At 63.7% G+C, this 24,053-nt stretch carries 28 protein-coding genes; 12 read left to right on the top strand and 16 right to left on the bottom strand.

What is annotated here, in order from left to right:
* Positions 1–47: 47 nt before the first annotated feature.
* The 7 genes from AC3WVQ_RS19685 to AC3WVQ_RS19655 form a co-directional block, all read right to left on the bottom strand.
* Positions 48–821, bottom strand: a complete 774-nt coding sequence (locus tag AC3WVQ_RS19685) for a BUD32 family EKC/KEOPS complex subunit (RefSeq protein WP_049810925.1) — start codon at positions 819–821, stop codon at positions 48–50.
* 145 nt (positions 822–966) lie between these two features.
* Positions 967–1,371 (bottom strand): 50S ribosomal protein L20, encoded by a 405-nt coding sequence (rplT, locus tag AC3WVQ_RS19680; protein WP_029742440.1) that lies wholly within the window; start codon positions 1,369–1,371, stop codon positions 967–969.
* 39 nt (positions 1,372–1,410) lie between these two features.
* Positions 1,411–1,614: a 50S ribosomal protein L35 gene (gene rpmI / locus AC3WVQ_RS19675; RefSeq protein ID WP_025425550.1), complete on the bottom strand. Its 204-nt coding sequence runs from the start codon at positions 1,612–1,614 to the stop codon at positions 1,411–1,413.
* Positions 1,615–1,836: 222 nt separating this feature from the next.
* Complete coding sequence (locus AC3WVQ_RS19670; RefSeq protein WP_060580596.1) at positions 1,837–3,204, bottom strand: sensor histidine kinase; 1,368 nt, start codon at positions 3,202–3,204, stop codon at positions 1,837–1,839.
* Complete coding sequence (locus AC3WVQ_RS19665; protein WP_029742438.1) at positions 3,201–3,866, bottom strand: response regulator transcription factor; 666 nt, start codon at positions 3,864–3,866, stop codon at positions 3,201–3,203. The genes AC3WVQ_RS19670 and AC3WVQ_RS19665 overlap by 4 nt, the downstream gene beginning before the upstream one ends.
* 9 nt (positions 3,867–3,875) lie before the next feature.
* Positions 3,876–4,349: a PepSY domain-containing protein gene (locus AC3WVQ_RS19660; RefSeq protein ID WP_060580595.1), complete on the bottom strand. Its 474-nt coding sequence runs from the start codon at positions 4,347–4,349 to the stop codon at positions 3,876–3,878.
* Between the two features lie 280 nt (positions 4,350–4,629).
* Positions 4,630–4,818 (bottom strand): hypothetical protein, encoded by a 189-nt coding sequence (locus tag AC3WVQ_RS19655; protein ID WP_029742436.1) that lies wholly within the window; start codon positions 4,816–4,818, stop codon positions 4,630–4,632.
* A 15-nt stretch (positions 4,819–4,833) separates the two neighbouring features.
* On the opposite strand from AC3WVQ_RS19655, the gene AC3WVQ_RS19650 reads away from it, so the two are divergent.
* Positions 4,834–5,154, top strand: coding sequence for a hypothetical protein (locus AC3WVQ_RS19650; RefSeq protein WP_090296272.1), 321 nt, complete (start codon positions 4,834–4,836; stop codon positions 5,152–5,154).
* Positions 5,155–5,328: 174 nt separating this feature from the next.
* On the opposite strand, the gene infC is transcribed toward AC3WVQ_RS19650, so the two are convergent.
* The gene (gene infC, locus AC3WVQ_RS19645) at positions 5,329–5,865 is read right to left on the bottom strand and encodes a translation initiation factor IF-3 (protein ID WP_034804663.1); all 537 of its coding nucleotides are present in this window, start codon (positions 5,863–5,865) and stop codon (positions 5,329–5,331) included.
* Between the two features lie 220 nt (positions 5,866–6,085).
* Between infC and AC3WVQ_RS19640 the strand changes: the two genes are divergently transcribed.
* Entirely contained in the window at positions 6,086–6,889 is an 804-nt protein-coding gene (locus AC3WVQ_RS19640) for an alpha/beta hydrolase (RefSeq protein WP_090296269.1), read from the top strand.
* 289 nt (positions 6,890–7,178) lie between these two features.
* Positions 7,179–7,799 carry a transglutaminase-like cysteine peptidase gene (locus AC3WVQ_RS19635; RefSeq protein ID WP_029742432.1) on the top strand — a complete coding sequence of 207 codons (621 nt, stop codon included), beginning with the start codon at positions 7,179–7,181 and terminating at the stop codon, positions 7,797–7,799.
* 73 nt (positions 7,800–7,872) lie between these two features.
* Here AC3WVQ_RS19635 and mbfA read toward each other — a convergent pair whose 3' ends face one another.
* Positions 7,873–8,856, bottom strand: a complete 984-nt coding sequence (mbfA, locus tag AC3WVQ_RS19630) for an iron exporter MbfA (protein ID WP_029742431.1) — start codon at positions 8,854–8,856, stop codon at positions 7,873–7,875.
* A gap of 165 nt (positions 8,857–9,021) precedes the next feature.
* Between mbfA and AC3WVQ_RS19625 the strand changes: the two genes are divergently transcribed.
* Entirely contained in the window at positions 9,022–9,852 is an 831-nt protein-coding gene (locus AC3WVQ_RS19625) for a C40 family peptidase (protein WP_060519573.1), read from the top strand.
* Here the strand turns inward: AC3WVQ_RS19625 and AC3WVQ_RS19620 are convergent.
* Complete coding sequence (locus AC3WVQ_RS19620; protein WP_029742429.1) at positions 9,842–11,083, bottom strand: SAM-dependent methyltransferase; 1,242 nt, start codon at positions 11,081–11,083, stop codon at positions 9,842–9,844. The genes AC3WVQ_RS19625 and AC3WVQ_RS19620 overlap by 11 nt on opposite strands.
* A gap of 160 nt (positions 11,084–11,243) precedes the next feature.
* Entirely contained in the window at positions 11,244–11,813 is a 570-nt protein-coding gene (gene efp, locus AC3WVQ_RS19615) for an elongation factor P (RefSeq protein ID WP_029742428.1), read from the bottom strand.
* Positions 11,814–11,973: 160 nt separating this feature from the next.
* Between efp and epmA the strand changes: the two genes are divergently transcribed.
* From epmA to AC3WVQ_RS19585, 6 genes are all read left to right on the top strand, one after another.
* Entirely contained in the window at positions 11,974–13,026 is a 1,053-nt protein-coding gene (gene epmA, locus AC3WVQ_RS19610) for an EF-P lysine aminoacylase EpmA (protein ID WP_090296268.1), read from the top strand.
* Positions 13,023–14,075: a lysine-2,3-aminomutase-like protein gene (locus tag AC3WVQ_RS19605; RefSeq protein WP_090296265.1), complete on the top strand. Its 1,053-nt coding sequence runs from the start codon at positions 13,023–13,025 to the stop codon at positions 14,073–14,075. Before epmA ends, AC3WVQ_RS19605 begins: the two co-directional genes overlap by 4 nt.
* Positions 14,076–14,244: 169 nt before the next feature.
* Positions 14,245–14,676, top strand: a complete 432-nt coding sequence (locus AC3WVQ_RS19600; RefSeq protein ID WP_034804671.1) for a carboxymuconolactone decarboxylase family protein — start codon at positions 14,245–14,247, stop codon at positions 14,674–14,676.
* A 1-nt stretch (position 14,677) separates the two neighbouring features.
* Entirely contained in the window at positions 14,678–15,571 is an 894-nt protein-coding gene (gene sigJ, locus AC3WVQ_RS19595) for an RNA polymerase sigma factor SigJ (RefSeq protein WP_034804673.1), read from the top strand.
* A gap of 90 nt (positions 15,572–15,661) precedes the next feature.
* Entirely contained in the window at positions 15,662–17,089 is a 1,428-nt protein-coding gene (locus AC3WVQ_RS19590; RefSeq protein WP_090296260.1) for an MFS transporter, read from the top strand.
* Positions 17,090–17,174: 85 nt separating this feature from the next.
* Entirely contained in the window at positions 17,175–17,990 is an 816-nt protein-coding gene (locus AC3WVQ_RS19585; RefSeq protein ID WP_089043119.1) for a class I SAM-dependent methyltransferase, read from the top strand.
* 72 nt (positions 17,991–18,062) lie between these two features.
* Here AC3WVQ_RS19585 and AC3WVQ_RS19580 read toward each other — a convergent pair whose 3' ends face one another.
* Complete coding sequence (locus AC3WVQ_RS19580) at positions 18,063–18,725, bottom strand: YiaD family glycine zipper/OmpA-like lipoprotein (RefSeq protein WP_029742421.1); 663 nt, start codon at positions 18,723–18,725, stop codon at positions 18,063–18,065.
* A gap of 203 nt (positions 18,726–18,928) precedes the next feature.
* Between AC3WVQ_RS19580 and AC3WVQ_RS19575 the strand changes: the two genes are divergently transcribed.
* Positions 18,929–19,567, top strand: coding sequence for an exopolysaccharide biosynthesis protein (locus AC3WVQ_RS19575; protein WP_060608499.1), 639 nt, complete (start codon positions 18,929–18,931; stop codon positions 19,565–19,567).
* Between the two features lie 112 nt (positions 19,568–19,679).
* On the opposite strand, the gene AC3WVQ_RS19570 is transcribed toward AC3WVQ_RS19575, so the two are convergent.
* The 4 genes from AC3WVQ_RS19570 to AC3WVQ_RS19555 all read right to left on the bottom strand — a co-directional run bounded on the left by AC3WVQ_RS19570 (position 19,680) and on the right by AC3WVQ_RS19555 (position 22,524).
* Positions 19,680–20,027 carry a hypothetical protein gene (locus AC3WVQ_RS19570; protein WP_029742419.1) on the bottom strand — a complete coding sequence of 116 codons (348 nt, stop codon included), beginning with the start codon at positions 20,025–20,027 and terminating at the stop codon, positions 19,680–19,682.
* Positions 20,028–20,126: 99 nt separating this feature from the next.
* A complete protein-coding gene (locus tag AC3WVQ_RS19565; protein WP_090296256.1) occupies positions 20,127–21,152 on the bottom strand; it encodes a histone deacetylase family protein in 1,026 nt (341 codons plus the stop codon).
* Between the two features lie 263 nt (positions 21,153–21,415).
* Positions 21,416–21,943, bottom strand: a complete 528-nt coding sequence (locus AC3WVQ_RS19560) for a GNAT family N-acetyltransferase (RefSeq protein ID WP_110818561.1) — start codon at positions 21,941–21,943, stop codon at positions 21,416–21,418.
* 2 nt (positions 21,944–21,945) lie between these two features.
* On the bottom strand, positions 21,946–22,524 hold the full coding sequence (locus tag AC3WVQ_RS19555; protein WP_162731789.1) for a helix-turn-helix domain-containing protein: 579 nt from the start codon (positions 22,522–22,524) through the stop codon (positions 21,946–21,948).
* A gap of 218 nt (positions 22,525–22,742) precedes the next feature.
* Here AC3WVQ_RS19555 and AC3WVQ_RS19550 point away from each other — a divergent pair, with 218 nt between their 5' ends.
* Entirely contained in the window at positions 22,743–23,984 is a 1,242-nt protein-coding gene (locus tag AC3WVQ_RS19550; protein WP_029742415.1) for an MFS transporter, read from the top strand.
* Positions 23,985–24,053 lie beyond the last annotated feature (69 nt).

Below are 24,053 nucleotides of genomic sequence, written 5' to 3'. Positions count from 1 at the left end.
CCTGCCTCGATGCGGGAATGGGTTCGGTTCTATATCGGTTCTTGTCTTCAGGAATGTGATCGCGTTGCACCCGCCAGATAGTCCGTCGCAGCGATGAAACGGATGATATCGTTGCCCTTGCGGAAGCGCAGGACGAAGCGCGCCAGCGGCAGGAAGCGGATGAAGAGCGGCATGATTTCGGTGAGCGCCCGGCTGGCTTCCGCCGGCGCTGCGCGCCTCCAGGCGGCAAAGGCCGCGGCCGGGGTTTCCGGCTGCACGGCCCGGCTCGCCACCTGCAGGAACAGGAGCCAAAGGTCGCGCGCCTGGGCGGTCGCCAGCGGCATGACGCTCGCAGGCACCTCCTCGAAATCGAGGAAGCCGAATTCGCCGTTGTCGATGATGAAATCGCGCGGATGCGGACGTCCGTGGCAGAGACCTGCGCGGTGCAGGCGCCCGAGTTCCGCAGCGCAGCGCACCAGCAGCTGATCGTGCGCGGCGGCGTCGCTGTTGCGCAGCGGCCCCATATGCTTGCTGACCGGCAGACCAAGATGGGAGAGAACCAGCACCTTGGGCCCACGGTAGACGACCTCGGGCGTCATGAAACCGGCCGCGGAGAAGGTCGCGATCTGGCGAACTTCGCGCTCGATCATGCCCTCGACGTCGAGAAGCGGGGACGGCAACAGCACCGGAAGGCCACAGACCCGCGCGACGAAGGCTTGCGTGCGCAGCCAAAGACGAGGGCCCTGACGACGATAGCGCTTGATCCAGACCATACGATCCTTGAGCTCGCAGCGCTCAACGCGCTCCCGGCCGGCTGCAAGCGCTGCCAGCAGAGACGTCATATCGTCGTCATCAAGCTCCGGGACCGCGCATGGTCCCCTTCGATCGTGGTACACTTTCGTCCCGTAAAACAAGAAAAACCCGCGCCAGCCCTGCCAGCGCGGGTTTCCCAACTAATTTCAAAAACGATTTTGGGAAAACGCTGGCTTAACGAACAGCGCTTTCAAACTCGTTTGCCGTGCCGGCTTCCTTGAGATAGGCGAGCGCCTTCTTGGAAGCTTCGACGAGGGCGCCGAATGCTGCCGGCTCATGGATAGCCATGTCGGACAGAACCTTGCGGTCAACTTCGATGCCAGCCTTGTTCAGGCCGTCGATGAAGCGGCCGTAGGTCAGGCCGAATTCGCGGACGGCAGCGTTGATACGCTGGATCCAGAGAGCGCGGAAGTTGCGCTTGTTGACCTTGCGGTCGCGGTAAGCGAACTGCTTCGAACGGTCAACCGCTGCCTTGGCGGCGCGGATGGTGTTCTTGCGACGGCCATAGAAGCCCTTGGCTGCCTTGAGCGTCTTCTTGTGCTTGGCGTGAGCGGTTACGCCGCGTTTTACACGTGCCATGTCATGATCTCCTTAACGTGTCCAATATGCCTGAAAGTCTTAGAGACCGTTGGGCAGGTAGTTCTTGATGACCTTCTTGCCATCAGGCTCCGCGAGAACCATGGTTCCACGTGCGTCGCGGATGAACTTGTTGGAACGCTTGATCATGCCGTGGCGCTTGCCAGCAGCTGCTGCACGAACCTTGCCGGTCGCGGTGATCTTGAACCGCTTCTTGGCAGACGATTTCGTCTTCATCTTGGGCATTTTGCTACTCCATTGTTCTTAAGAATCGAAACGGACAGACGAGGTCCATTTCCAGCGTTAAGAACGGCCACGGCATGCCCTGCCGGACCGTTCGGACGGGGGCTTATAACCGCACATCCCGAAAAGCGCAACTGGGGAATCGAAAGAGCGGGCTGCAAGCGGCGATCCAGTGCCTTCGCCGCCTGCGCATGCCGCCTTTTTTTTGCGACGACGCATTGCGCCTCAGGTCGGATCGCGCGGACGCCGGCTGCCGCCGCCGACGTCGAAGATCAGCGCGACCTCGAGACCGCCCAGGGCCGACTGCCCGAGCGACATGGTCGCGCCATAGGCCTCCGCTATATCGGCGCTGATCGCCAGCCCCAGGCCATTGCCGGAGGCGTGGCCCGGCGCTGCATTGGCACTATGCCCCCCGCGGCGCATCGCCTGCTCGCGGTCGCCCTCGGCAACCCCCGGCCCATCGTCACCGACCGTGATCCGCACGCGCCCGTCGACCACCTCGGCCGATAGCCGGATCCGCGCCCGCGCCCATTTGGCGGCATTGTCGAGCAGATTGCCGAGACATTCGGCAAGGTCGGCCGGGTCGACGTCGAGTGAAATCGACGGATCGATGTCGACCTCCCAGACGACGTCGCGCTCCGCGGTCACGGGACGCAGGACGCTGACCAGCTTGTTGCCGAGATCGGCGAGTAAGGTCGTTGCCATGCGCTCGACGCCCATGCGGGCCGCCTGAAGCTGGCGGTCGGCGCGCTGGCGTACGAGGTCGACCTGTTCGAGCGCGATGTCGCGCTGGTGTTTCGGCAGGCCTTCGGCGAGTTGCGCCAGCACCGTCAGCGGCGTCTTCAGCCCGTGGGCGAGGTCGCTGGCGCGCGCCCGGGCCTGCGCCAGCGCCGTCGCGCGCTCCGCAAGCAGAAGATTGATTTCGCTGACGAGCGGCTGCACCTCACTTGGCCCGGCCAGGCCAAAATCCTTCTCCTCGCCGGACCGGACGCGGGCGGCTCGCTCCCGCAGCCGCACCAGTGGCAGAAGGCCGAGGGCACCCTGCAGGAATGCGGCGCCGGCAAGCACGACGGCCGTCGCCAGCAGCATCAGCCGGATACGGCCGTGAAAGGCGGAAAGAGCGTCATCGAGTTCGCTGCGCGCAAAGCCGGCAGTAACCGCGAACTGCCTGGCATCCGCGCCTTCGCCAAGCGTCAGGGCCTGGCGGTAGACAAGGATCGGCGCGCCATCCGGCCCCTCCGCTTCGAGGAAGCCCAGGTGGTGCGGCGCCGACGGGCGATCGGCATCGATTACCGTGTCCCACAGGGAGCGCGAACGCAGAGGAGTGCCGCCGTCGCGGTCGAGCTGCCAGTAGCGGCCGCCGGCCGGCAGGCTCAGGCGCGGATCGGCCGGCGCGCGCGGCAGCACCAATTCACCGTTGCGCACCCGCACCTGGGCGGCAACCGTATCGACGAGCGTTGCCATTTCGGCGCGGTAGCGCCCGGCAACGTAGTCGGTAAAAAGCCGGCTCAAGGAGAGCCAGACCACCAGCAGAACCAGGCAGATGGCGACCGATGCGCCGATTGCCAGCCTCAGCCGCAACGAGCGGATCATGCGCCACCGTCCGGCAGGACATAGCCAAATCCGCGCCGCGTTTCGATCGCACCGCTCTCCGTCTTTTTGCGCAGACGGGCAATCATCGCTTCCACCGCATTCTTGGCGGCATCGTCGTCGCGGCCCTGAACGTGGCTTGCCAGCTCGAGCGGCGTGACAACCTGCCCCTTGCGCTCCACGAACAGTGCAAGCATGCGGTATTCGAGCGGGCTGAGGTCGAGCGGCAGCCCGTCGAAGGTCACCCGGCGCCCCGCCTCGTCGAGGGTGAAGCGTCCGGCAGCACGCACCGACCCAACACGCGGACCGGCGCGCCGCAGAAGGGCGCGCAGCCGCGCCAGAAGCTCCTCGGCCCGAAAGGGTTTCGGCAGATAGTCGTCCGCCCCGGCATCGAAACCGTCGACGCGCTCCATCCAGGAGCCGCGCGCCGTCAGAACCAGAACCGGCGTCTCCAGCCCCGCCTGCCGCCAACGCTTCAGGATCGACAGCCCGTCCATGCCCGGCAGGCCGAGATCGAGGATGACCAGGGCGTAGTTACCGCTCTCCCCTTGCTCCCAGACATCCGGGCCATGGGTGAGCGTATCGACGCCGTAGCCTTCCGCCTCCAGCCGGCTTGCCACATGGGCCGCGATGTTGGGATCGTCCTCCGCCAGAAGAATCCGCATGTCGTTCCTCTAGAACCCGAAAATGTTCACGAACTTGCCGGTTCGAGCATTGATGCGCAGGTTGCGGATCGTGCCCTGCTCGTCGCGGGTGCGGAGCCGGTAAATCTCGCTGCCACCCGATCGCTTGAGATCGACCGCAATGACCTGGCCGTATCTGTCTTCGTCGACCAGCCGGAGAACCTCCTTCAGCGGCAGGATGTCGCCCTTTTCGACGCCGTCGCGCGCCCGCTCCTGATCGCTTCGACGGATACCGCCGGCACCATCCGGCCCTAGGTCTTCGTCGTCATCATCATCATCATCGTCTTCGTCTTCGTCATCATCGTCGTCATCGTCGTTGCCGTGCCCGCCGCCGCCATGCGAGCCACCGTCATCATCGTCGTCGTCATCCTTGGCGAGAGCCGCCATGCCGCCGGGCTGCGGCGCGAGCGAAAGCAGGAGCGAGCAGCAGAAGAGCGCGATCAGGTCTCGTCGTGTCATCGCCATGGCTTCATCCTGTCGCAACTGCTCCTCAGCGTCGGGTCCTTCCAAATGCGCTTGCGCAAGCATCCGCCAGGTGCTTCGTCTGCGGCGACGCCGCGGGCATCGTTCGGGGCGAGCCTATGCCAGCCTTGGCGAGAACGCCAGCGACGCGCATGCCCCCGGCGCCGTTTCGGGCACAGGGGGCATGCGCTTGCCGGGTCGGGCCGCCGGGCGGGCTGGTGACGGCCGACCATCGCTCCGGCGCATGGTGTGGGGCGAATGCGCCGGGCAAATTGTGACCTGATCAGAATGCCGGCCGGATGGAGACGCTGCCGACCGGTCCCGGATTGCGGCGGATATCGCTGTCGTGCGGCTCGACCGTCACGACGCGAACGCCATGTTCGTATTCCACCTCGACCTCGAGCACACGGCCGAGATTGTCGACGGCAACCAGCGAACCATTGCGCAGGCCCCGGAGATTTTCGTCGGTCACCCGCAGTTCAATCTCATGATCATCTCGGGCATCATCGAAGTCGTCGTCGATGTCGTCGAAGCGGTCATCATCATCATCATCGTCGTCGCGATGACCGGGGCCACGATCATCGTCATCGTCTCGATCGTTGTGACGACCGTCGTCCCGATCGTCGTCGCGGTCGTCATTGCCGCCACCACGACCGCCGTTATCGTCGCCGTCATCGTCATCGTCGGCGAGCGCCGTGGTCGAGAAGGGATTCGACGCTCCGGTGGCAACGAGGGAAGCGCCAATCGGCGCCGAAACGAGGCCGCAGACGGCGACCGTAGAAACGAGCAAGGCCTTGCGCAGTACTGAAGTCATGATCTCGGCTCCTTCTCCCGATGCGATGCGGAGAGAATGGCACGGGACGCCTGACAGCTCGCTGAGGGCGATTGTCAGCATTCTGTCAGCAAAGCCCGAAGGATCCCGCAAACGAAAAAAGCCGCCCGGAGGCGGCTTTCGTCATCTCGACGGATGGGCGGCACGCGCTTAGCGCGGCGCGAGAACCATCATCATCTGGCGGCCTTCGAGCTTCGGCTCGGCTTCCACCTTGGCAATCGCCTGGGTGTCGTCCTTGACCTGCAGCAGAAGCTTCATGCCGAGTTCCTGGTGGGCCATTTCGCGACCGCGGAACTTCAGCGTGACCTTGACCTTGTCGCCGTCCTCGAAGAACCGGTTCATCGCCCGCATCTTCACGTCATAATCGTGCGTGTCGATGTTGGGACGCATCTTGATTTCTTTGATTTCGACGATCTTCTGCTTCTTGCGCGCTTCGGCCGCCTTCTTCTGGTTGGCGAACTTCAGCTTGCCAAGATCGAGGATCTTGCACACCGGCGGTTCGGAGTTCGGCGCGATTTCCACCAGATCAAGACCGGCTTCCTCCGCCATACGGAGCGCCTGGTCGATCGGGACGGCGCCGATGTTCTGGCCTTCGGCGTCGATAAGCTGAACCCGGGGCACCCGGATTTCCTTGTTTGAGCGCGGCCCCTCCTTGACGGGGGCGTCCGCTTTGAACGGTCTGCGAATGGTCGTACTCTCCTCGAGCTATTTCGAAAAATGTTGTTTAATTCGTTCGCCGGCGCGATCCCAAACGAAGCGCCTGAATCTGTCACCGACGGCAATGTGTGAATTGCGACGGGAGAGTCAATAGCACGGCTTGCAAGGAAAATCACCACCTGTCGATAGCAAGACGAATCTGTTTTAGAAAGAAAATCGCCAGCGAAACGGGCCCTTGGAGAGAATTTGCATGCAGGATACGCCAGCCGAGACGGAAATCAGCTTCATCGAGGTCGGCGCAGCGGAGGCCGCGCGCAAGATCGCGATGCGCGTGCGGCACGCCGACAAACCGGCGGATGCGCAGCCGACGCTGGTCTGGCTCGGCGGCTACCGCTCGGACATGACCGGCACCAAGGCGGTCGAAGTCGAGCGCTATGCCATGGAACGGGGGGCTAGCTGCGTGCGCTTCGATTATTCCGGCCATGGCTCCTCCGGCGGCGCCTTCACCGACGGCACGATCTCGCGCTGGTTGGAAGAAAGCCTCGCCGTCATCGATCAGGCGGCACCGGGGCGCGTGGTGCTGATCGGTTCGTCGATGGGCGGCTGGATTGCCTTGCGGGTCATCCAGGAGCTCAGGCGCCGGGGCGACGGAAACCGGCTCGCCGGTCTCGTCCTGATCGCGCCGGCACCCGACTTTACCGCCGAACTGATCGAGCCCAACCTGACGGATGCCGAGCGGGCCTCGCTTTTAGAAAGCGGCTATTTCGAGGAGCCTTCCGAATACAGCCCCGAGCCGAACATCTTTACCCGCGCGCTCATCGAGGACGGCCGGGCCAACCGGGTGCTCGACAGCACGATCTCCACCGGCTGCCCGGTGCACATCCTGCAGGGCATGCGCGACCCCGATGTCCCCTACTCCCACGCCCTGCGGCTGATGGAGCACCTACCCGCCGACGACGTCGTCATGACGCTCATTCGCGACGGCGACCATCGCCTCTCGCGTGAAGAAGACATTGCTAAAATGAAACAGGCGATCGGCACGATGCTCGCCTGAGCCCATGCCGCAATAGCCCTTCCTTTTCGACGGAACCTCAAGGACAAAACCCGTCCCGTGCCGCAGATCCCCTGCGGCGCAACGGTTCGCGTGCACCCCGCTCCGGTTTTAACCATAAAGTCCGATGCCCCGATTCCGGAGATTGACTCCGCAGCCCCGACGTTATTAACTCTTTATTAACGATTAGAGCAGCGCCGGGGACGAACCTAAACAAGCTGCCTTCAACTCAGGATTGCGCGAATGCGTCCGGACAAAGAGCGTCCGGCATACCGCGCCGCAGGGGACTTGTATGGCGTCTTGGACTGGGGTTAAGGGAAGTATCGCGGCGTTCTGCGCACTTTTCATTTCAGCAAACACGGCAATCCCCGCACAGGCGGGATCGCCTCCCTGGATGCAGACCGGCTCCGCGACCTCGCAGCCGATCGGCCACTACGAATTCTGCCAGAAGTACAAGAGCGAGTGCAACGTACGCTCCAAGGGAACCGTCGCTGCGCGTGTGACCGAACGAGGCTGGGCAACGATCCGGCAGGTGAACGCGGCGGTCAACCGCGAGATCACGCCGATGACCGACCTGGAACTGCACGGCCGGGACGAAGTCTGGTCCTATCCGGACGGCGCCGGCGACTGCGAAGACTTCGTGCTCGAAAAGCGCAAGCGCCTGATGAGCAGGGGCTTCTCGGCAAGCGACCTGTTGATCACCGTGGTGCGCAAGCCTGACGGCGAAGGCCATGCGGTTCTGACCGTTCGCACCTCGCAGGGCGACTTCATCCTCGATAACCTCGAAAACGGCGTCAAGCTCTGGACCAACACGCCCTACCGCTACCTGAAGCGCCAGGCGTCGAACCACAGCGGCCGCTGGGTCACCATCCAGAACGGCGCGGAAGTCCTCGTTGGCTCGGTCGGCAACTGACCTCAAGACAACACGAAGAGTTTCAAAAAAGGGCCGGTCGAACCGGCCCTTTTTCGTATCTCCCGCTCGCCCGTCAGGCGTTGCCGATCAGGATGCCGGCCGCGAGCACCAGACCGCCGCCGAGCACCACCTGGAATGCGGCCCTGAGGAACGGCGTTTCCATGTAGCGGTTCTGGATGAAGGCGATCGCCCAAAGCTCGACGAAGACGATTACCGCTGCAGTCGCGGTCGCCGTCCAGAAATGCGGGATCAGATAGGGCAGCGCATGGCCGAGACCGCCGAGCGCGGTCATGATGCCGGAGGCAAGGCCGCGCTTGATCGGTGAGCCGCGACCGGAAAGCTTGCCGTCATCATGGGCGGCTTCGGTGAAGCCCATGGAGATGCCGGCGCCGACGGAGGCCGAGAGACCGACAAGGAAGGTCTGCCAGGTATCCTGGGTGGCAAACGCAGCGGCGAAGATCGGGGCCAGCGTCGAGACCGAGCCGTCCATCAGGCCGGCGAGACCGGGCTGAACGTAAGTGAGGATGAACTGGCGGCGCGCGGTCTGGTCCTCCTCGGCGCGCACGTCCTCAGGCGTATGCTCTTCGCCAAGCCGACGGGCGAGCGATTCATGCGACTTTTCGGCGATCGCGAGATCGCCGAGCAGTTTGCGGGTGGCGGCATCCTGGGTTCTGGTGGCGGCCTCGACATAGAAGCGGTGCGCCGCCTCCTCCATCGCTTCGGCCTCCTCGCGTGCCTTTTCGATCGGCATTTCGGCAATCAGCCAGTCAGGCTTGCGCTCGGGGAAGTCGCGCACATGTTCGCGCCGGATCAGCGGGATGCGGTTGCCGAAGCGCTGGACGTGCAGATCGATCAACCATTGCCTGTGGTGGCTTTCCTCCTCCGCCATCTCCTCGAACACTTTTGCCGAGTGGGGGTACTGCGCCCGAAGCGCATCCGCATATGCGAGATAGATGCGCCCGTCGTCCTCCTCGGAGGAGATGGCGAGCGCCAGGATTTCCTGTTCGCTGAGAGACAAAAACGGGCGTTTGGAACGGGAGAAGAGACGGGAAAACATTGGGAGGAAACCTTCTTTAGAATAATTCTAAAATAGAAATGCAGGATCGCACCGTCAAGCCCAAAGCTATGCAATCATGTAACAATCGCTCGACAGAGTGTCGCGGCTCGGCCACCATGCCCGCCAGTTTCGAATCCCTATCCCCTCCCCGGAGCGATCGCCTCGATGAGGACCATCTATCCACTTTCCGAAAGCAAGGACACGCTGCTCGATCGTGTCGGCGCCAGGCTCGCCGCCCGCCTGCAGGCGCAGACGTCGGGCTACGAGCCCTACACGCCATCCGATCAGGAAACGCTGGCGCGCACGCTGCGCCCGGGCGACATTCTCCTGATCGAAGGCAACCAGAAGGTTTCGGCAGCGATCAAGTATCTGACGCAATCGACCTGGTCGCATGCCGCCTTCTTTGCCGGTGACCAGATGCCGCTGACGCTCGATCAGGCGACACTACCCGTCATCGAGCGGCCGCAACTGATCGAGGTAAACATCGGCGAGGGCTGCGTTGCCGTGCCGTTGAAGAAATACGCCTCGTTCAACACCCGCATCTGCCGGCCTATCGCGCTGACGCCGGATGATCGCACAGCACTCGTCGGCTTCATGATCTCGAGGCTCGGGATGAAATACGACCTGAAGAACATTTTGGACATGCTGCGCTATTTCATGCCGACGCCGCCGGTTCCGGTGCGCTGGCGGCGGCGCCTGCTTGCCTTCGGTTCCGGCGACCCGACGCGCGCGATCTGCTCGACGCTGATTGCGGCCGCCTTCGAGCAGATCCGCTATCCGATCCTGCCCGAGGTTACCCGCGCGCCCGGACGGGCGTCCGCGACCTCGACCTATTCACGCGAGGAGATCCTGCATATCCGCCATCATTCGCTCTACACGCCCAGGGATTTCGACCTCTCGCCGTTCTTCGCGATCGTCAAGCCGACGCTGGAGTTCGGCTTCGACTACAAGCGATTACGCTGGCAAGGTGACGGAGAACACCCGTTCAAAGGTTGAGAGCGAGCGCCTGTTCGCGGGCCATGTAATCGCGCTGGCGGTCGGTGATGTAATCGCGAACGATCGGCGCCGCATCACGCGAGCGCGACAGCTGCATGTGGAAGACAAGCTGGCTGCCGGTGCGGAACATCATCTCGGCACTGATCAGATAGAACTCCCACATGCGGGCAAAGCGCTCGTCGTACAGGGCGATCACCTTGTCGCGGTTCGCGTCGAAGCGCGCGCCCCAATGGGCAAGCGTCGTCGCGTAGTGCACCCGCAGGAATTCGAGATCGCTGACCCAGAGGCTGTTGCGCTCGACGACCTCGAAGACCTCCGACAGTGCCGGCGAATAGGCGCCCGGGAAGATGTACTTGCGAAGCCACGAGCTCGCCATGCCGGGCGGGCTCATGTGGCCGATCGAATGCAGCACCGCCAGGCCGTCGTCCGGCATCAGCGCGTTCAGCTTCTTGAAGAACTCGTCATAGTGATGGACGCCGACATGTTCGAACATCCCGACCGAGACGATGCGGTCGAACGGCCCCTGCACATCGCGATAGTCCTTGAGCTCGAAGCGCACCCGGTCCGACAGGCCCGCCTTGCGCGCCCGTTCGGTGGCAAGCGCCTGCTGCTCCTTGGAAAGCGTGACGCCGAGCACCTGAACATCCGCCAGCTGCGCCAAGTACATCGCGAGATCGCCCCAGCCGCAGCCAATATCCAGCACCTTCATGCCGGGCTCCAGGCAAAGCTTGGAGGCAAGCAACCTCAGCTTGTTGCGCTGCGCCGTCTCGAGCGTCTCGTTGGGCTCGCGGAAGTAGGCGCAGGAGTAGAGCATGTTCTCGTCGAGGAACAGCTTGTAGAACTCGTTGCCGAGATCGTAGTGATGCGCGACGTTCTGCTGGGCCTTGCCCTTGGGGTTGGCCTGCTGACGCTTGCGGAAGCGCATTTTTACCGCGCGCAGCAACTTCTGGATCGGGTAGGAGCCGAGCGACAGGCGGTTGATCGAAAACAGCGTCAGGAAATCGCGGAGGGTGGAGCCCTCCTCGAAGCGCATGGTGCCGTCCATATAGGCTTCGCCGGCGGCCAGTTCGGCATTGAAGACGAGGCTGCGATAAAGCTTCTTGTCGGTGAGACGCATCGTCACTTCCGGTCCTGGCGTCCCGGAATAAACGTGCCTCTTGCCATCGGCATCGATCACCGTCAGGCGACCCTTGCGAATGAACGACTTCATCATATGCGACAATGGGAACATGCAGGCCCTCTCGTGACACGTCGTATCGGCGCCGCATCCTAGCACCCGTTTTTCGAAATGCGCCCCTTAAATTTCTGGTTGCTCATGCGGCCTGCCCGAAACGAAAACGGGGACGGCAACCTTCGCTGCCGTCCCCGTCCAAATTGACCTGGTCGATGCCTCAGTCCTTGGCGCGCTCGACGTAGGAGCCGTCTTCCGTCGCGATGATGACGCGGGTGCCGGCCTGGATATGCGGCGGAACCAGCGTGCGGACGCCGTTCGACAGAATGGCCGGCTTGTAGGACGACGAAGCCGTCTGGCCCTTGACGACCGGCTCGGTCTCGGTGATTTCGAGCGTCACGTGGCGCGGCAGGTCGATGGCGATCGCCAGGCCTTCGTGGATCGAAAGAATGACGGCCATGCCTTCCTGCAGGTAGGCCTTGAGATCGCCGATGTCCTCGGTGGTCATGACCAGCTGGTCATAGCTTTCCGGGTTCATGAAGTGGAAGCCTTCGGCATCTTCATAGAGGAAGGTGTGCTCGCGGTCTTCGACGAAGGCGCGCTCGACCTGTTCGGTCGTGCGGTAGCGTTCGGAGACCTTCACGCCGTCGGAAATGCGGCGCATGTCGACCTGGGTGACCGGCGTGCCCTTGCCCGGGTGGAAGTTCTGGGCGGTAAGCACGACATAGAGCTTGCCGTCGACGTCGAGAACGTTGCCCTTACGGACAGATGAAGCGATGACCTTGACCATTAGTCTTCCTTGTAACAGAGGTATGCGCGACACCGCGGGCCGGAAACACGGGCCCTGAAGGACGCGGAAAGAAGGATTTCGCGCCGCCACTACCCTAATTTCGCGCAAATAGCCAGCCTGAGCCGGTATCTGCACGAAGAAAGCCTGGACTGAACCGATCATGTCGCATGCCTCACCCTGGTGGACACCCGATGTCCATGCCGACCGGCGCCCGTTTCTTCTCGGCCGCAACCGGATCCAATCGGTATTGCGCCGGTTCTTCGAGACACGCGACTTCATCGAGGTCGACACCGCGACCCTGCAGGTCTCGCCCGGCAACGAGGCGCACCTGCATGCCTTCGCGACCGAGGCGCTCAACCACGACGGAACCGGCCATCCGCTCTATCTGCACACCTCGCCGGAATTTGCCTGCAAGAAGCTGCTGGCCGCCGGCGAAGAGCGCATCGCCTGCTTTGCCCATGTCTACCGCAATCGCGAGCGCGGGCCGCTTCATCACCCCGAGTTCACCATGCTCGAATGGTACCGCGCCGGCGAAAGCTACGAGGCGCTGATGCGCGACTGCGCCGAGATCCTGGCGCTTGCGGCGGAAACCACCGGCACCAAGCAGTTTATTTTCCAGGGGCAGGCCTGCGATCCCTTCGCCGCTCCGGAGCGCCTCAGCGTGGCGGACGCCTTCGAGCGCTTTGCCGGCATCGACCTGCTGGCATCGATCGCCGCCAACGGCGAAACCGACCGCGACCATCTGGCTGCCACGATGGCCGCAGCCGGCCTTCGGGTCGCCCATGACGACACCTGGGCCGATCTTTTCAGCCGGGTGCTCGTCGAAAAGGTCGAGCCGCACCTCGGCTTCGGCCGCGCGACGATCCTCGACGAATATCCGACGGCCGAGGCGGCACTGGCGCGTCCTGCCGCACGCGACCCTCGCGTTGCCGAACGCTTCGAGCTCTATGCCTGCGGCGTTGAGCTTGCCAATGCCTTCGGCGAGCTGACGGATGCGCCGGAACAACGGCGTCGCTTCGAGATGGAGATGGCGGAGAAGGCCCGCGTCTACGGCGAGACCTATCCACTCGACGAGGATTTTCTTGCAGCGCTCGCGATCATGCCCGAGGCAAGCGGCATCGCGCTCGGCTTCGACCGGCTGGTGATGCTCGCAACCGGAGCCTCACGCATCGACCAGGTGCTCTGGGCGCCGGTGGCGGAGACACGGGCATGAACGTCCACCGCCCGATCAAGACCGCACGCGAGCTGGTCGAAACTGGCCTCATCGACAGCGCCAAGGAGGCGGCGGTTGCCGCCGTTGCCGAGCGTTATGCCGTTGCGATCAGCCCCGCCATCGCCGGTCTCATCGATCCCAACGACCCCAATGACCCGATTGCACGGCAGTTCGTGCCGGATGCCGCCGAGTTGACCCTGCTGCCCGAAGAGCGCGAGGACCCGATCGGCGACAAGCCGCACAGTCCCGTGACCGGCATCGTCCACCGTTATCCCGACCGAGTGCTCCTGAAGGCCGTGCATGTCTGCCCGGTCTATTGCCGCTTCTGCTTCCGCCGCGAAATGGTCGGACCCCAGGGGCTCGGCACGCTGACACCAGCCGAACTCGATGCGGCGATCGCCTACATCGCCGAACACAAGGAAATCTGGGAGGTGATCCTCACCGGCGGCGATCCGCTGGTACTGTCCCCGCGGCGGCTCGCCGAACTCATGGAACGGCTGAAGCCGATCCCCCATGTGAAGATCGTCCGCCTCCACACCCGCGTGCCCGTGGTCGAGCCGGCACGCATCGACGCCGACCTGATCGCGGCACTCAAAGCCAGCGGCAAGGCGACCTATGTGGCGCTGCATGCCAACCACCCGCGCGAGCTGACGGACGAGGCACGTGCCGCCTCTGCCCGCCTGATCGATGCCGGCATCGTCATGATCAGCCAATCGGTGCTCTTGAGGGGCGTCAACGACGATGCCGAGGTGCTTGCCAGCCTGATGCGCGCCTTCGTCGAAACGCGGATCAAGCCCTACTACCTGCACCACCCGGATCTCGCCCCCGGCACCAGCCATTTTCGCCTGACGATCGAGGAAGGCCAGGCGCTGGTTGCCGCCCTGCGCGGCCGCGTCTCCGGCCTCTGCCAGCCGACCTATATCCTCGACATTCCTGGCGGGCACGGCAAGGCGGTGATCAGCGCTGCCTCGATCGCGGACGAGGGCGGCGGCTGCTACACCGTCACGGATTTTCGCGGCAGCGAGCACAGCTATCCACCGAAAGCCTGATGCACGGCGAGAAATCGCGACTCTCCAAATTATTGAAACTTCTTCAAAATAATCAGCTCATGCATTTTTCTTCGCGTCCTGCGAGAAAAATCATCGAGCCCGCGTCACAGCTGTCCGGCGTCGATCGTCAATTGGTCATAAGCAACACGACAACGATGGAGTTGAGACCATGACCGATACCAAGGCCGTCCGCTACGAACAGGAAATCTCCGACGTGCTCGGCGCGCTCGCCGACGTGCACAAGACCATGGACCTGCACGGGCTCGACCGCACGATCCACAATCTCGTGCAGCTGCGCGCCTCGCAGATCAACCGCTGCGGCTTCTGCGTGAAGATGCACACCAAGGAATCCCGCACCGAGGGCGAGAGCAACGAGCGGCTCGACCGCATCATCGTCTGGGACCAGGTCAATGATTTCACGCCGCGCGAGAAGGCAGCGCTTGCCTGGACCGAAGCTCTGACCGAACTCGAGCCGCGCACCGACTTTGCGCCGCTTCGCGCCGAGCTGCGCCAGCATTTCAGCGAAAAGGAGATCAGCGTCATCACCGCGACGGTGGCGATGATCAACCTTTGGAACCGCATCCAGATCTCGAGGCACTGACATGAACGACCGGCAGCACATGCAGATCTTCGAGGAGGCGCGCCCGCGCCTTCTCGGCCTTGCCTACCGCATCCTCGGCTCGCGTGCCGATGCGGAAGATGCGGTGCAGGATACGTTCCTGAAATGGCAGGAGGTCGACCGGACAACGATCGAAACGCCGGCGGCGTGGCTGACGACCGCCTGCACGCGGCGCTGCCTCGACCTCCTGAAGGCGGCGCACCGCAAGCGCATCGATTATGTCGGCGCATGGCTACCGGAGCCGATCCATACGGCGAGCGATGACAATGCCGAGGAGAAGCTTGCGCTGACATCCTCACTGACGACGGCCTTCCTGCTGATGCTCGAACGGCTCACACCGAAGGAGCGCGCCGCCTATCTGCTGCACGAGATCTTCGGCCAGCCCTATGAGGAAGTGGCCGAAACGCTCGACATGCAGGAAACCGCCGCCCGCAAGCTGGTGTCGCGCGCCAAGACCAATATCGGGCTCGAAAAAGCCCGGCACCAGACGCCGCGTGAGCGACAGGACGAACTGCTTTCGGCCTTCCACCAGGCAATCCACGGCGGCAATGTCGCTAGCCTCTCGGCCCTGCTTTCGGCCGATGTGAAGCTGACAGCCGACGGCGGCGGCAAGGTGGCGACCGTGCTCGGAGTGCTCTCGGGCAAGGAGACGGTGCTCGCCTTTATCATCGATCGGCTTACCGAATACTGGTCGCATTACGTCTGGGAAATCGGCGACATCAACGGCGGCCGCGGCATCGTGCTTCGAGACGAAGCGAAAAACGAGATCGCGGCAACCGTCGCCTTCGGCTATGACGGCGACGGAAACGTCAACGACATCTTCATCATGCGCAACCCGGACAAGCTCACGCATTTCGGCGAGGCTGCGCTCCACTGATAATGGCGGCATCGCCCTTGCAAACGTGATCCTCCCCACCGGCCGGGCCGGCCGCACGTTTTCGGCAATACCGCTGCATGAGGTACTGACATGCTCGAAAAAACATCCGCAGCCCACCAGGAAACCGGCTGGCGCGCGCTTTTGACCGGCGGAAACGCCGTGCATTCGCTGGTGCTCAGCGGCGGCGTCGCGCTGCACGCGCTCAACATCTACGTCGTAACGACGATCATGCCTTCGATCGTGCGCGAGATCGGCGGGCTCGAATATTACGCCTGGAGCACGACCGTCTTCGTCGCCGCCTCGATCCTCGGCGCGGCCCTGTCGGCCCGGCTGCTTGGTGCCGTCGGCGCCGGCGGCGCTTATGCGATCGGTGCGCTGGTCTTCGGGCTGGGCACACTCCTCTGCGCTGCGGCCCCCTCGATGGCGATGCTGCTCGCCGGCCGCGCGATCCAGGGTTTTGGCGGCGGGCTGCTCTATGCGCTTGCCTATGGCGTGATCCGTGAGGTCTTCCGGCCAGAGCTCTGGACCCGCGCCATCGGCCTGATTTCGGCCACCTGGGGTACGGCGACGCTGGTCGGCCCGGCGATCGGCGGTATGTTCGCGGAGTTTTCCACCTGGCGCGTCGCCTTCTGGTCGCTCTTGCCGCTGACGGCGCTGCTGGCGACCCTCGCCTTCTCGACCTTGCCGCGCAAGGCTGCCGGCGAAGGCGCACGCACGCCGCTTCCCTTGGTGCAACTGGCGCTGCTCGTCGCCATCGTGCTTGCGCTTTCCATCGCCAGCACGCTGACCACGGCGGTGGAGCAGGTAGGCTGCGTCGGCGCGGCGATCCTCATGTTCCTGGCACTGCTCGTCGTCGAGAAACGGGCGACAGGCAAGCTGCTCCCCTCCGGCAGTTTCACCCCGACCTCCCCGCTGGCAGCCCTTTATGCTACGATCACCCTGCTGATGGTCGGCCTGCAGCCGGAAATCTATGTGCCGTACCTCCTGCAGGAGCTGCACGGATTGTCGCCGCTGGTAGCCGGCTACATTGCGGCGCTGATGTCGATCGGCTGGACCGCCGGGTCGATGACAAGCGCCCACTGGCATGGGGAAAGGGCAAAGCAGACGATCTTTGCCGGCCCGGCCTTCGGCTTTGTCGGCCTGGCACTGATTGCGCTGTTCATGCCGATGGCAGGATCGGAATTCATGGTGATCGCCGCGCCGCTCAGCGTCGGCATCATGGCGGTCGGCTTCGGCATGGGCTTTGCCTGGCCGCACATCGTGACGGCCGTCTATGAATTTGCGCCGGAAGGCGAAGCGGAGAAGGCGTCGAGCTCGATTACCACGGTCCAGCTCTTCGCCGCAGCACTCGGCGCGGCGCTGGCCGGGCTTACCGCCAATCTCGCCGGCATCGAAACGCCGTCGACGGAAGGCGTGGCGATGGCGACACGCTGGCTCTTCTGGCTGTTTGCGCTGATGCCGGCGCTGGCCGTTCTGACAGCCGGACGTGTCTGGCGGGCGCGCCGAACGGCGAAATAGGCGCCTTTGCGGGCCTTCCCCGGGGTGGAGGGCCTGCAAAATGCAAGCTGTGCGGCGGGGTGCATCACGCCCTTGGGAGGAGAGGATGGAAGCCGAGGAGATCGGCCTTCACGGCGTACGGGAGACCTTGCTGGTCACGCTCCAGGCCAAAGCCGCAGAGAGCGCGTTCCCGGATTCCCTGCTCAACGATCACTTTGCCGCCGATCTCATGCGGCGGCTCGCCGGCAGGCCGAAACCGCCCGATGCCGGCCACGACATGACCATCGGCATTGCCGTGCGCGCCCATATGCTCGACCGCTGGGCGCGCGCCTTTATCGGGCGCCACCCGGACGCAATCGTGCTCAACCTCGGCTGCGGTCTCGACACACGTATATTGCGGCTCGATCCGCCCGCGTCCATCGGCTGGTTCGATGTCGACTTTCCCGATGTGATCGCCTTGCGGCGACAGCTTTTCCCGGCGCGCGTCGGCTGCACGACGATCGCCTCCTCGATAACGGAGCGTGAGTGGATCGACCTCGTTCCGGCGGACCGCCCGGCGATCGTCGTCGCCGAGGGCGTGTTTCCCTATCTCTCAGAACACGAGGTCCGCGACGTCTTGCGACGGCTGACCTCCTGTCTTGCCGGCGGGGAAATCGTCTTCGACGCCTACAGCCATCTCGGTATCGAGCTTTTGCGGCTGAGCCCATCGCTGCGGGCAACGGGGGCGGAGCTTCGCTGGGGGCTGGAAAACGCGCAAACGCTGGAACGCGACGTGCCCGGGCTGACGTTGCTCGACGAGATCAGCGAGTATGATTCAGGCCAGGTCGCACGCCTGTCGCCGATGGCGCGGATAGCGGCGCATGTCGTCAGCGCCCTGCCGATGCTGCGCCGGATGGGCCGCCTGTTGCGCTACCGTTTCTAGCCCGGCAAGGCATGAAAAGGGCCGCGCCTTGCGGCGCAGCCCCTTCGATTGCAAGCGGTCGCTTTCGGCCGATCAGGCCTTGATCGGCGCGATCGAGATTTCGACGCGGCGGTTCTGCGCGCGGCCGGCTTCGCTTCCGTTGGAGGCGATCGGACGCTCCTTGCCGTAGCCCATGGCCGACATACGGCGCTGGTCGACGCCCTGGCCCGCCAGGTAGTTGGCGACCGAAGCGGCGCGGCGCTCGGAGAGGCCCTGGTTGTAGGAGGCGCTGCCGGTCGCGTCCGTGTGGCCATCGACGTCGATCATCGTCTTGTTGAACTTGCGCAGCACGATCGCCACCGAGTTCAGCGTGTCGTAGAAGGCCGGGATCACCTGGTCGCGGTCGGTCGCGAACGTGATGTTGGACGGCATGTTGAGGATGATGCGGTCGCCGGCGCGCGTGACCGATACGCCGGTGCCCTGCAGCTGGGCGCGCAGTTCGGCTTCCTGGTTGTCCATGTAGTTGCCGATCAGGCCGCCGCCGAGACCGCCGATTGCGGCGCCGACGAGTGCGGAGTCACGCCGTCCTGCGGCACTGCCGCCAACCAGCAGACCGGTCGCCGCGCCGAGGCCTGCGCCGATCAGCGCGCCACCGGCCGTGTTCGACATCTTCTGCTCGCCCGTATAGGGATCGGTGGTGGTGCATCCCGAAAGATAGATGGCCGCGACAGCCAGAATGGCGCATTTCTTGATCATGGAATCAGTTGTCCCCATTGGTGCTCGAAGTTGCTTCATACTAGCGATTGCGGCAGGAAGATGAAGAGGCGTCCCATTCACGCCAAGGTTTACCGGCAAATCCAGCTTCGCCAGCGGCTGGCGTGGCCATCAGGGCACACAATAACCGATCCTTCACACGCTCTTGATAGGACGGGCACCAAAGAAAAGAGAGGCAAGCTCCAATGGCAATCGAGTTCGGCGACACGCAACGCAGTCTCAGCGACACGCTCAACGGCATGATTGCCTCGATCCGCGGCGAGACGATCACGCTACGCGAGCTGATGACGGAAATCGGCGAACAGGGCTTCCTGCTGCTGTGCGCCCTGCTGACACTGCCGTTTCTGCTGCCGGTATCGATCCCGGGCGTCAGCACCGTCTTCGGCGCAGCGATCATCCTGATTTCCGTATCGGTCACGCTCAATCGCCTGCCGTGGATGCCGCAGCGCATTCTCGATCGCCGGATCGAAACCGAGAAGCTGGTGCCGACGCTGCAGAAAGGCGCGGATCTCGTTTCCAAGCTGGATCGTTACGTCCGTCCGCGTCTCGGCTTCCTGACGAAGGGCGCGCTGATGAACCGCTTCAACGGCCTGATGATCATGGCCGGCGGCATTCTCCTGATGTTCCCGCTCGGCCTGATCCCGCTGTCGAACACGCTGCCGGGGATCGCGATCCTCTTACTCTCGCTCGGTATCATCCAGCGCGACGGACTGATGGTGGCCGGGGGCTATCTCTTCCTGATCGCGACCACGGTCTACTTCACCGTGCTTGCCTATATGGCCTTTGCCGCCGGTCAGGGCCTGTCGTCGTTCTTCGTCTCCTGACACCTCATCAGGCGTGTGGATCGGCCCGGCCAACTGCCGGGCCTTTTCGTTCTGACCATCTGTGGCACGCAATTCCGGACCGAAACCGCTGTACACGTTTCCTGGAATTGCTCTAGGCAGCCAGACCGCCGAAAGCCCGGTAGCTGGCAAAGTCGGTGCGGATGCCGAGCATCTTCATCAGCGCCTCGCGATCGAGGCCGAGCTGGCGGTCGAACTCGACAAGCGCGGCTGCGACCTTCGGCGCGACGTCAGCATTGGCGAATTCGATCATGGTGATGAAGTCAAACTGGCCAGGACCGGCGTGCTGCTCCAGGAACAGGTCCTTCACATATCCATCCTGCTTGCGGATGACGGCCAGCGTCTTGTCGACCAGCTCGACGAACTGCGGCCGCGCTTCCGCCGGCACGGTGTATTTGTTGATGCGGTAAAGCGGCGCCACGCTATTTGATTGACTGCTCATAGCTCTTTTCCTCTCATCTCTTTTTGAACGAGAGCAGTCGTACGACCTCAAGTATAGTTGAGGTCAATAGTGGCAAAACGCTTTTCCGATGACGGAATCCTAGCCGGAAATACCTCTCAGCACGTTGGCGACGTTGAGGCCGATTTCCGGCACGCCGTAGCCCCCCTCCATGCAGACGACGACCGGCAGGCCGGTGCGCCGCAACGCCTCGCCCATGCGCAGGTAGTCTTCGGACTTCAGCTCGAAGAACGAGATCGGGTCGCGCTCGAAGGTATCGACGCCGAGCGAGACGACCAGGGCTTCGGCACCGAAGGCCTCGATGCGCGAGAGCGCGTCGGCCATGGCGCCCGACCAGGCATCAAACAGGGTGCCCCGCGGCAGCGGATAGTTTTTCGTCGTGCCGAGCCCGGCACCGGCACCCTCCTCGTCGGCAAAGCCGAGGAAATGCGGGAAGGCCTCGACCGGGTCGCCATGCAGCGAGGCGAAGTAAACGTCGCCGCGTTCGTAGAAAATATCCTGAGTGCCGTTGCCATGGTGGAAATCGACATCGAGCACGGCGACCTTCTGGGCACCATAGTCCCTTAGGCGCTGGGCGGCGCACGCAGCATTGTTGATGAAGGAATAGCCGCCATAGAGATCGATCGCCGCATGATGGCCGGGCGGGCGGCAGAGCGCGAAGGCGGCACGGCTCCCGGCGTGGATGTGGTCGGCCGCCGAGATGGCGCAATCCATCGCCGCGCGGGCGGCGGCGTAGGTACCCTCAGTGATCGCCGTTTCCGCCGCGAAGGAATAGTAACCGAGCGCGCCGTCGATATCCCTCGGCGGATGCTGGCGCATGCGCCGCGCCGGGAAGCAGGCCGGGATCGCCTCCCCCCTGTAGCCATCGGCGACCCAGCGCGACCAGGCGGTTTCGAGGAAGTCGAGGTAATCGGGCGCGTGCAGCTTGAGAGCGACATCGAGACCGTGACGCTCGGGTGCTACGACATCAAGGAAACCCGCTTCCTTCACCGCCGCCAGGATCCATTCGGCGCGGAACGGCGCCTCGAAAGGCGGCACGAGTTCGCCGCCGAAAAGTTCGGTCTTGGCGTCGCGGAGCTTGTGGTCTTCGGAGTAGTAGATGCGCATGGGGGTATCCTGAAGGGGCAACAGATGGGTGCCGGTACCCTACCCGCGGTTTCAGGCTTGGCAAGTTGCCCCTCATCCGGCCTGCCGGCCACCTTCTCCCCGCAAGCGGGGCGACGGAGACGCGCGGCACCCGCTCGCCTCGACAACAGCACCTCTGAAGGGCCAAAGCTCCGCTCGGCAGCGTCGCTAAGGGCACGCCCCTCTCCGCGCCTGCGGGGAGAGGGTTAGGGTGAGGGGCGATTGCGCCGATCGAAGACCATTCGCTAGGCCGCAATCCGCTTGTAGAAGAATGTCGTGGCGCAGAGGCCGCCTTCCGGCCACATCGCATAGTCGGGGATGACGCCGACGCGCTCCCAGCCCAGGCGCGGATAGATCGCCTCGGCCTCGCTGCCGGTCGCGGTGTCGAGCACCAGCAGCGTCTTGCCGCGGGCTGCCGCCTCGCGCTCGACCGCGTCCATCAGCCGGCGTGCCAGCCCTTTGCCGCGGGCGTCGCGATGCACCAGCAGCTTCTTCAGATCGCCGCGGTGCGGCTGGTTCGGCATCTGCGCGACACCGACCTGCACGGTGCCGAGGATGCGGCCTGCAACCTCGGCCACCATCAGCAACGTCTCGCCGCCCGCAACCGCCTCGGCGACGCCGCGCCAGTAGGCAAGCGCGCTCTCGGGCGGATAGGGCTGCATGAAGCCGACCGAGGCGCCACCCTCGACGCAATCGGACAGCACGTCGGCGAGCGCAGGGACGGCGGCCAGCGCTTCATTCGCAGACAGCAGGCGGATCTGAATATCGGACATGGTCAAACCTTGGTGCGGCAGAGGATGACGGCGTAGTGAGCCGGCTCATCGTGGGGGTTGTAAAAGATGTGTCCCGCCTCCAGCCCCATGAACAGGCAATCGCCTGGCTCGAGCGAATGGAAGCCGGATTCGGTCGTCATTTCGAGCCGCCCGGAAAAGAGCCAGAGGTGCTGTGTAATGCCGCGATCGGAGGGTTGCCTCTCGAAGACGACACGGGCACCGGGCGGAAACTCGACCTCGACGATATCGATCGGCGAGCCAAGACCATCCGGCGAGACGGAGCGGCGCAGATAGCCGGATTCCGGATCGCGCCAGAGCCGCTGGTCGGCGCGCCTGGCAAGCGGTGACGCCTCCTCGGCATCAAAGGCAAAGAGTGCTGAAAGCGTGGTTGAGAGCGCGCTGCAGAGCTTGGCAAGAAGCTGGGCGGTCGGGCTCGCCTCGCCGCGCTCGATGCGCGAAATCATCGCCCGGCTGACACCGGAACTTGCAGCAAGCTCGTCGAGCGTCAGGTTCTGTTGCGTCCGCAGCGTGCGAATGCGCTCGCCGATGGCATGTTCGAGGGGATCGGTGACGTTTTCCATTATTTGAGATTGCATTTCTCATATAGTGGAGTCAAGACTGCGAAAGACCGAAAATACAGGCATGCGATGCCGCTTTGGCGACAGCGCAACAAGGGTATTTCGGCTAAGGTGGCAGCTTCGGACACAGAAACGAGAAAAGCTTTCACTTCAATACTTTAGACAGCCCTCATCCATCACGCCAGCGCACCCGCACGGGCGGCCTCATCGACAGGTTGGACATGACAAAGCAGCCCTCCTCGCTGACCTCGATCGCCAGTATCGTCGCCTCGATGACGGCGGTGGCGATCGGCAACGGCATGATGCTCGCCTATGTGCCCTTCGCGCTGACGCGCTCGGACGCGCCGGACTGGGTGCCAGGGGCTGCGGTCACGATGATCGCCTTCGGCGGGCTGATCGGCTGCGTCATCGCCGGACCGATGATCCGTCGTGTCGGCCATGCGCGCGCCTTCTCCTGCTCGATGGCGCTCGTCATCCTCTCGGCGCTGACGATCGCGCTCGGCATGCATCCGCTCTTGTGGGTACTGGCCCGCGGGCTTTATGGCGCATCCGGCAACACCAATTTCATCATCGCCCAAAGCTGGCTCAACCATGCGAGCGAAAACCACTGGCGCGGCAAGGCGATGGCGCTGTTCTACATGGCCTATGTCATCGGGCTCGGCACCGGCGCCTGGCTGTTCGGACAGATCCCGGCCGACGGCAACCTGCCGCCGCTCGTCACCATCTTCTTCACAGCGCTCGCGCTCTTGCCGATCGGGCTGACGCGGCTGCCGACGCCACCGCCGCCGGCCAAAGTGAGCATCGACATCCCGATGGTCTGGCGCAATTCCCCCGTCGCCTTCATCGGCGTGCTTGCCGCCGGCGGCCTTTCGATGGTGGTGCAGGGCTTCACGCCGATCTATGCGGCCGCCAACAATGTCAGTCAAAGCGACGTCGCCAATCTGATGTTCGTCATGCAATTCGGCCTCATCGCCATCCAGTATCCGATGGGAACATTGTCGGACCGGATCGACCGGCGCCTGGTGTTGATCGGCACGTGCCTGTTGATCCTTGCTGCCGGCTTCTTCGCGCTTTCGGCGTCGTTCAGCAATCTGCTCCTTCTGATGCTGGTCTTCGCGCTCTTTGCAGGTGCTGTCGAGACCGTCTATTCGATCGCCAATGCGCATGCCAACGACCGCACGGATCCCGCCGATTTCGTACCGCTTGCCAGCACCATGCTGGTCGCCTGGTCGATTGCTGCGACCGTCGTGCCGATGCTGGTGACGCTGCTGACACCGGTGTTCGGGCAGCGCACGTTCATCTATGCGGCGATGGCCGTTGCCGCGCTTTATGCCTTCTTCGTGCTGCTCAGGTTGCGCAAACGTGATGAGGTGCCGGCGGCCGAGCGCGAGAGCTTCGAGATCAGGAGCGCGCAGGTGCCCAATGCCGGCGCGCTCGTCGATGCGGAAGCGGGGGCCGAATAGGCCGATTTATAGTGAACGAAGCCTTCATTTCCCGCTTTGCGGCGGTTGAAGGCACTGCTATATGCGGCC

The organism is Ensifer sp. EB106-05-01-XG146 (assembly GCF_058791875.1).
The sequence above is the reverse complement of the archived record's forward strand: the minus strand, read 5'-3'. Positions and strand labels throughout refer to the sequence as shown.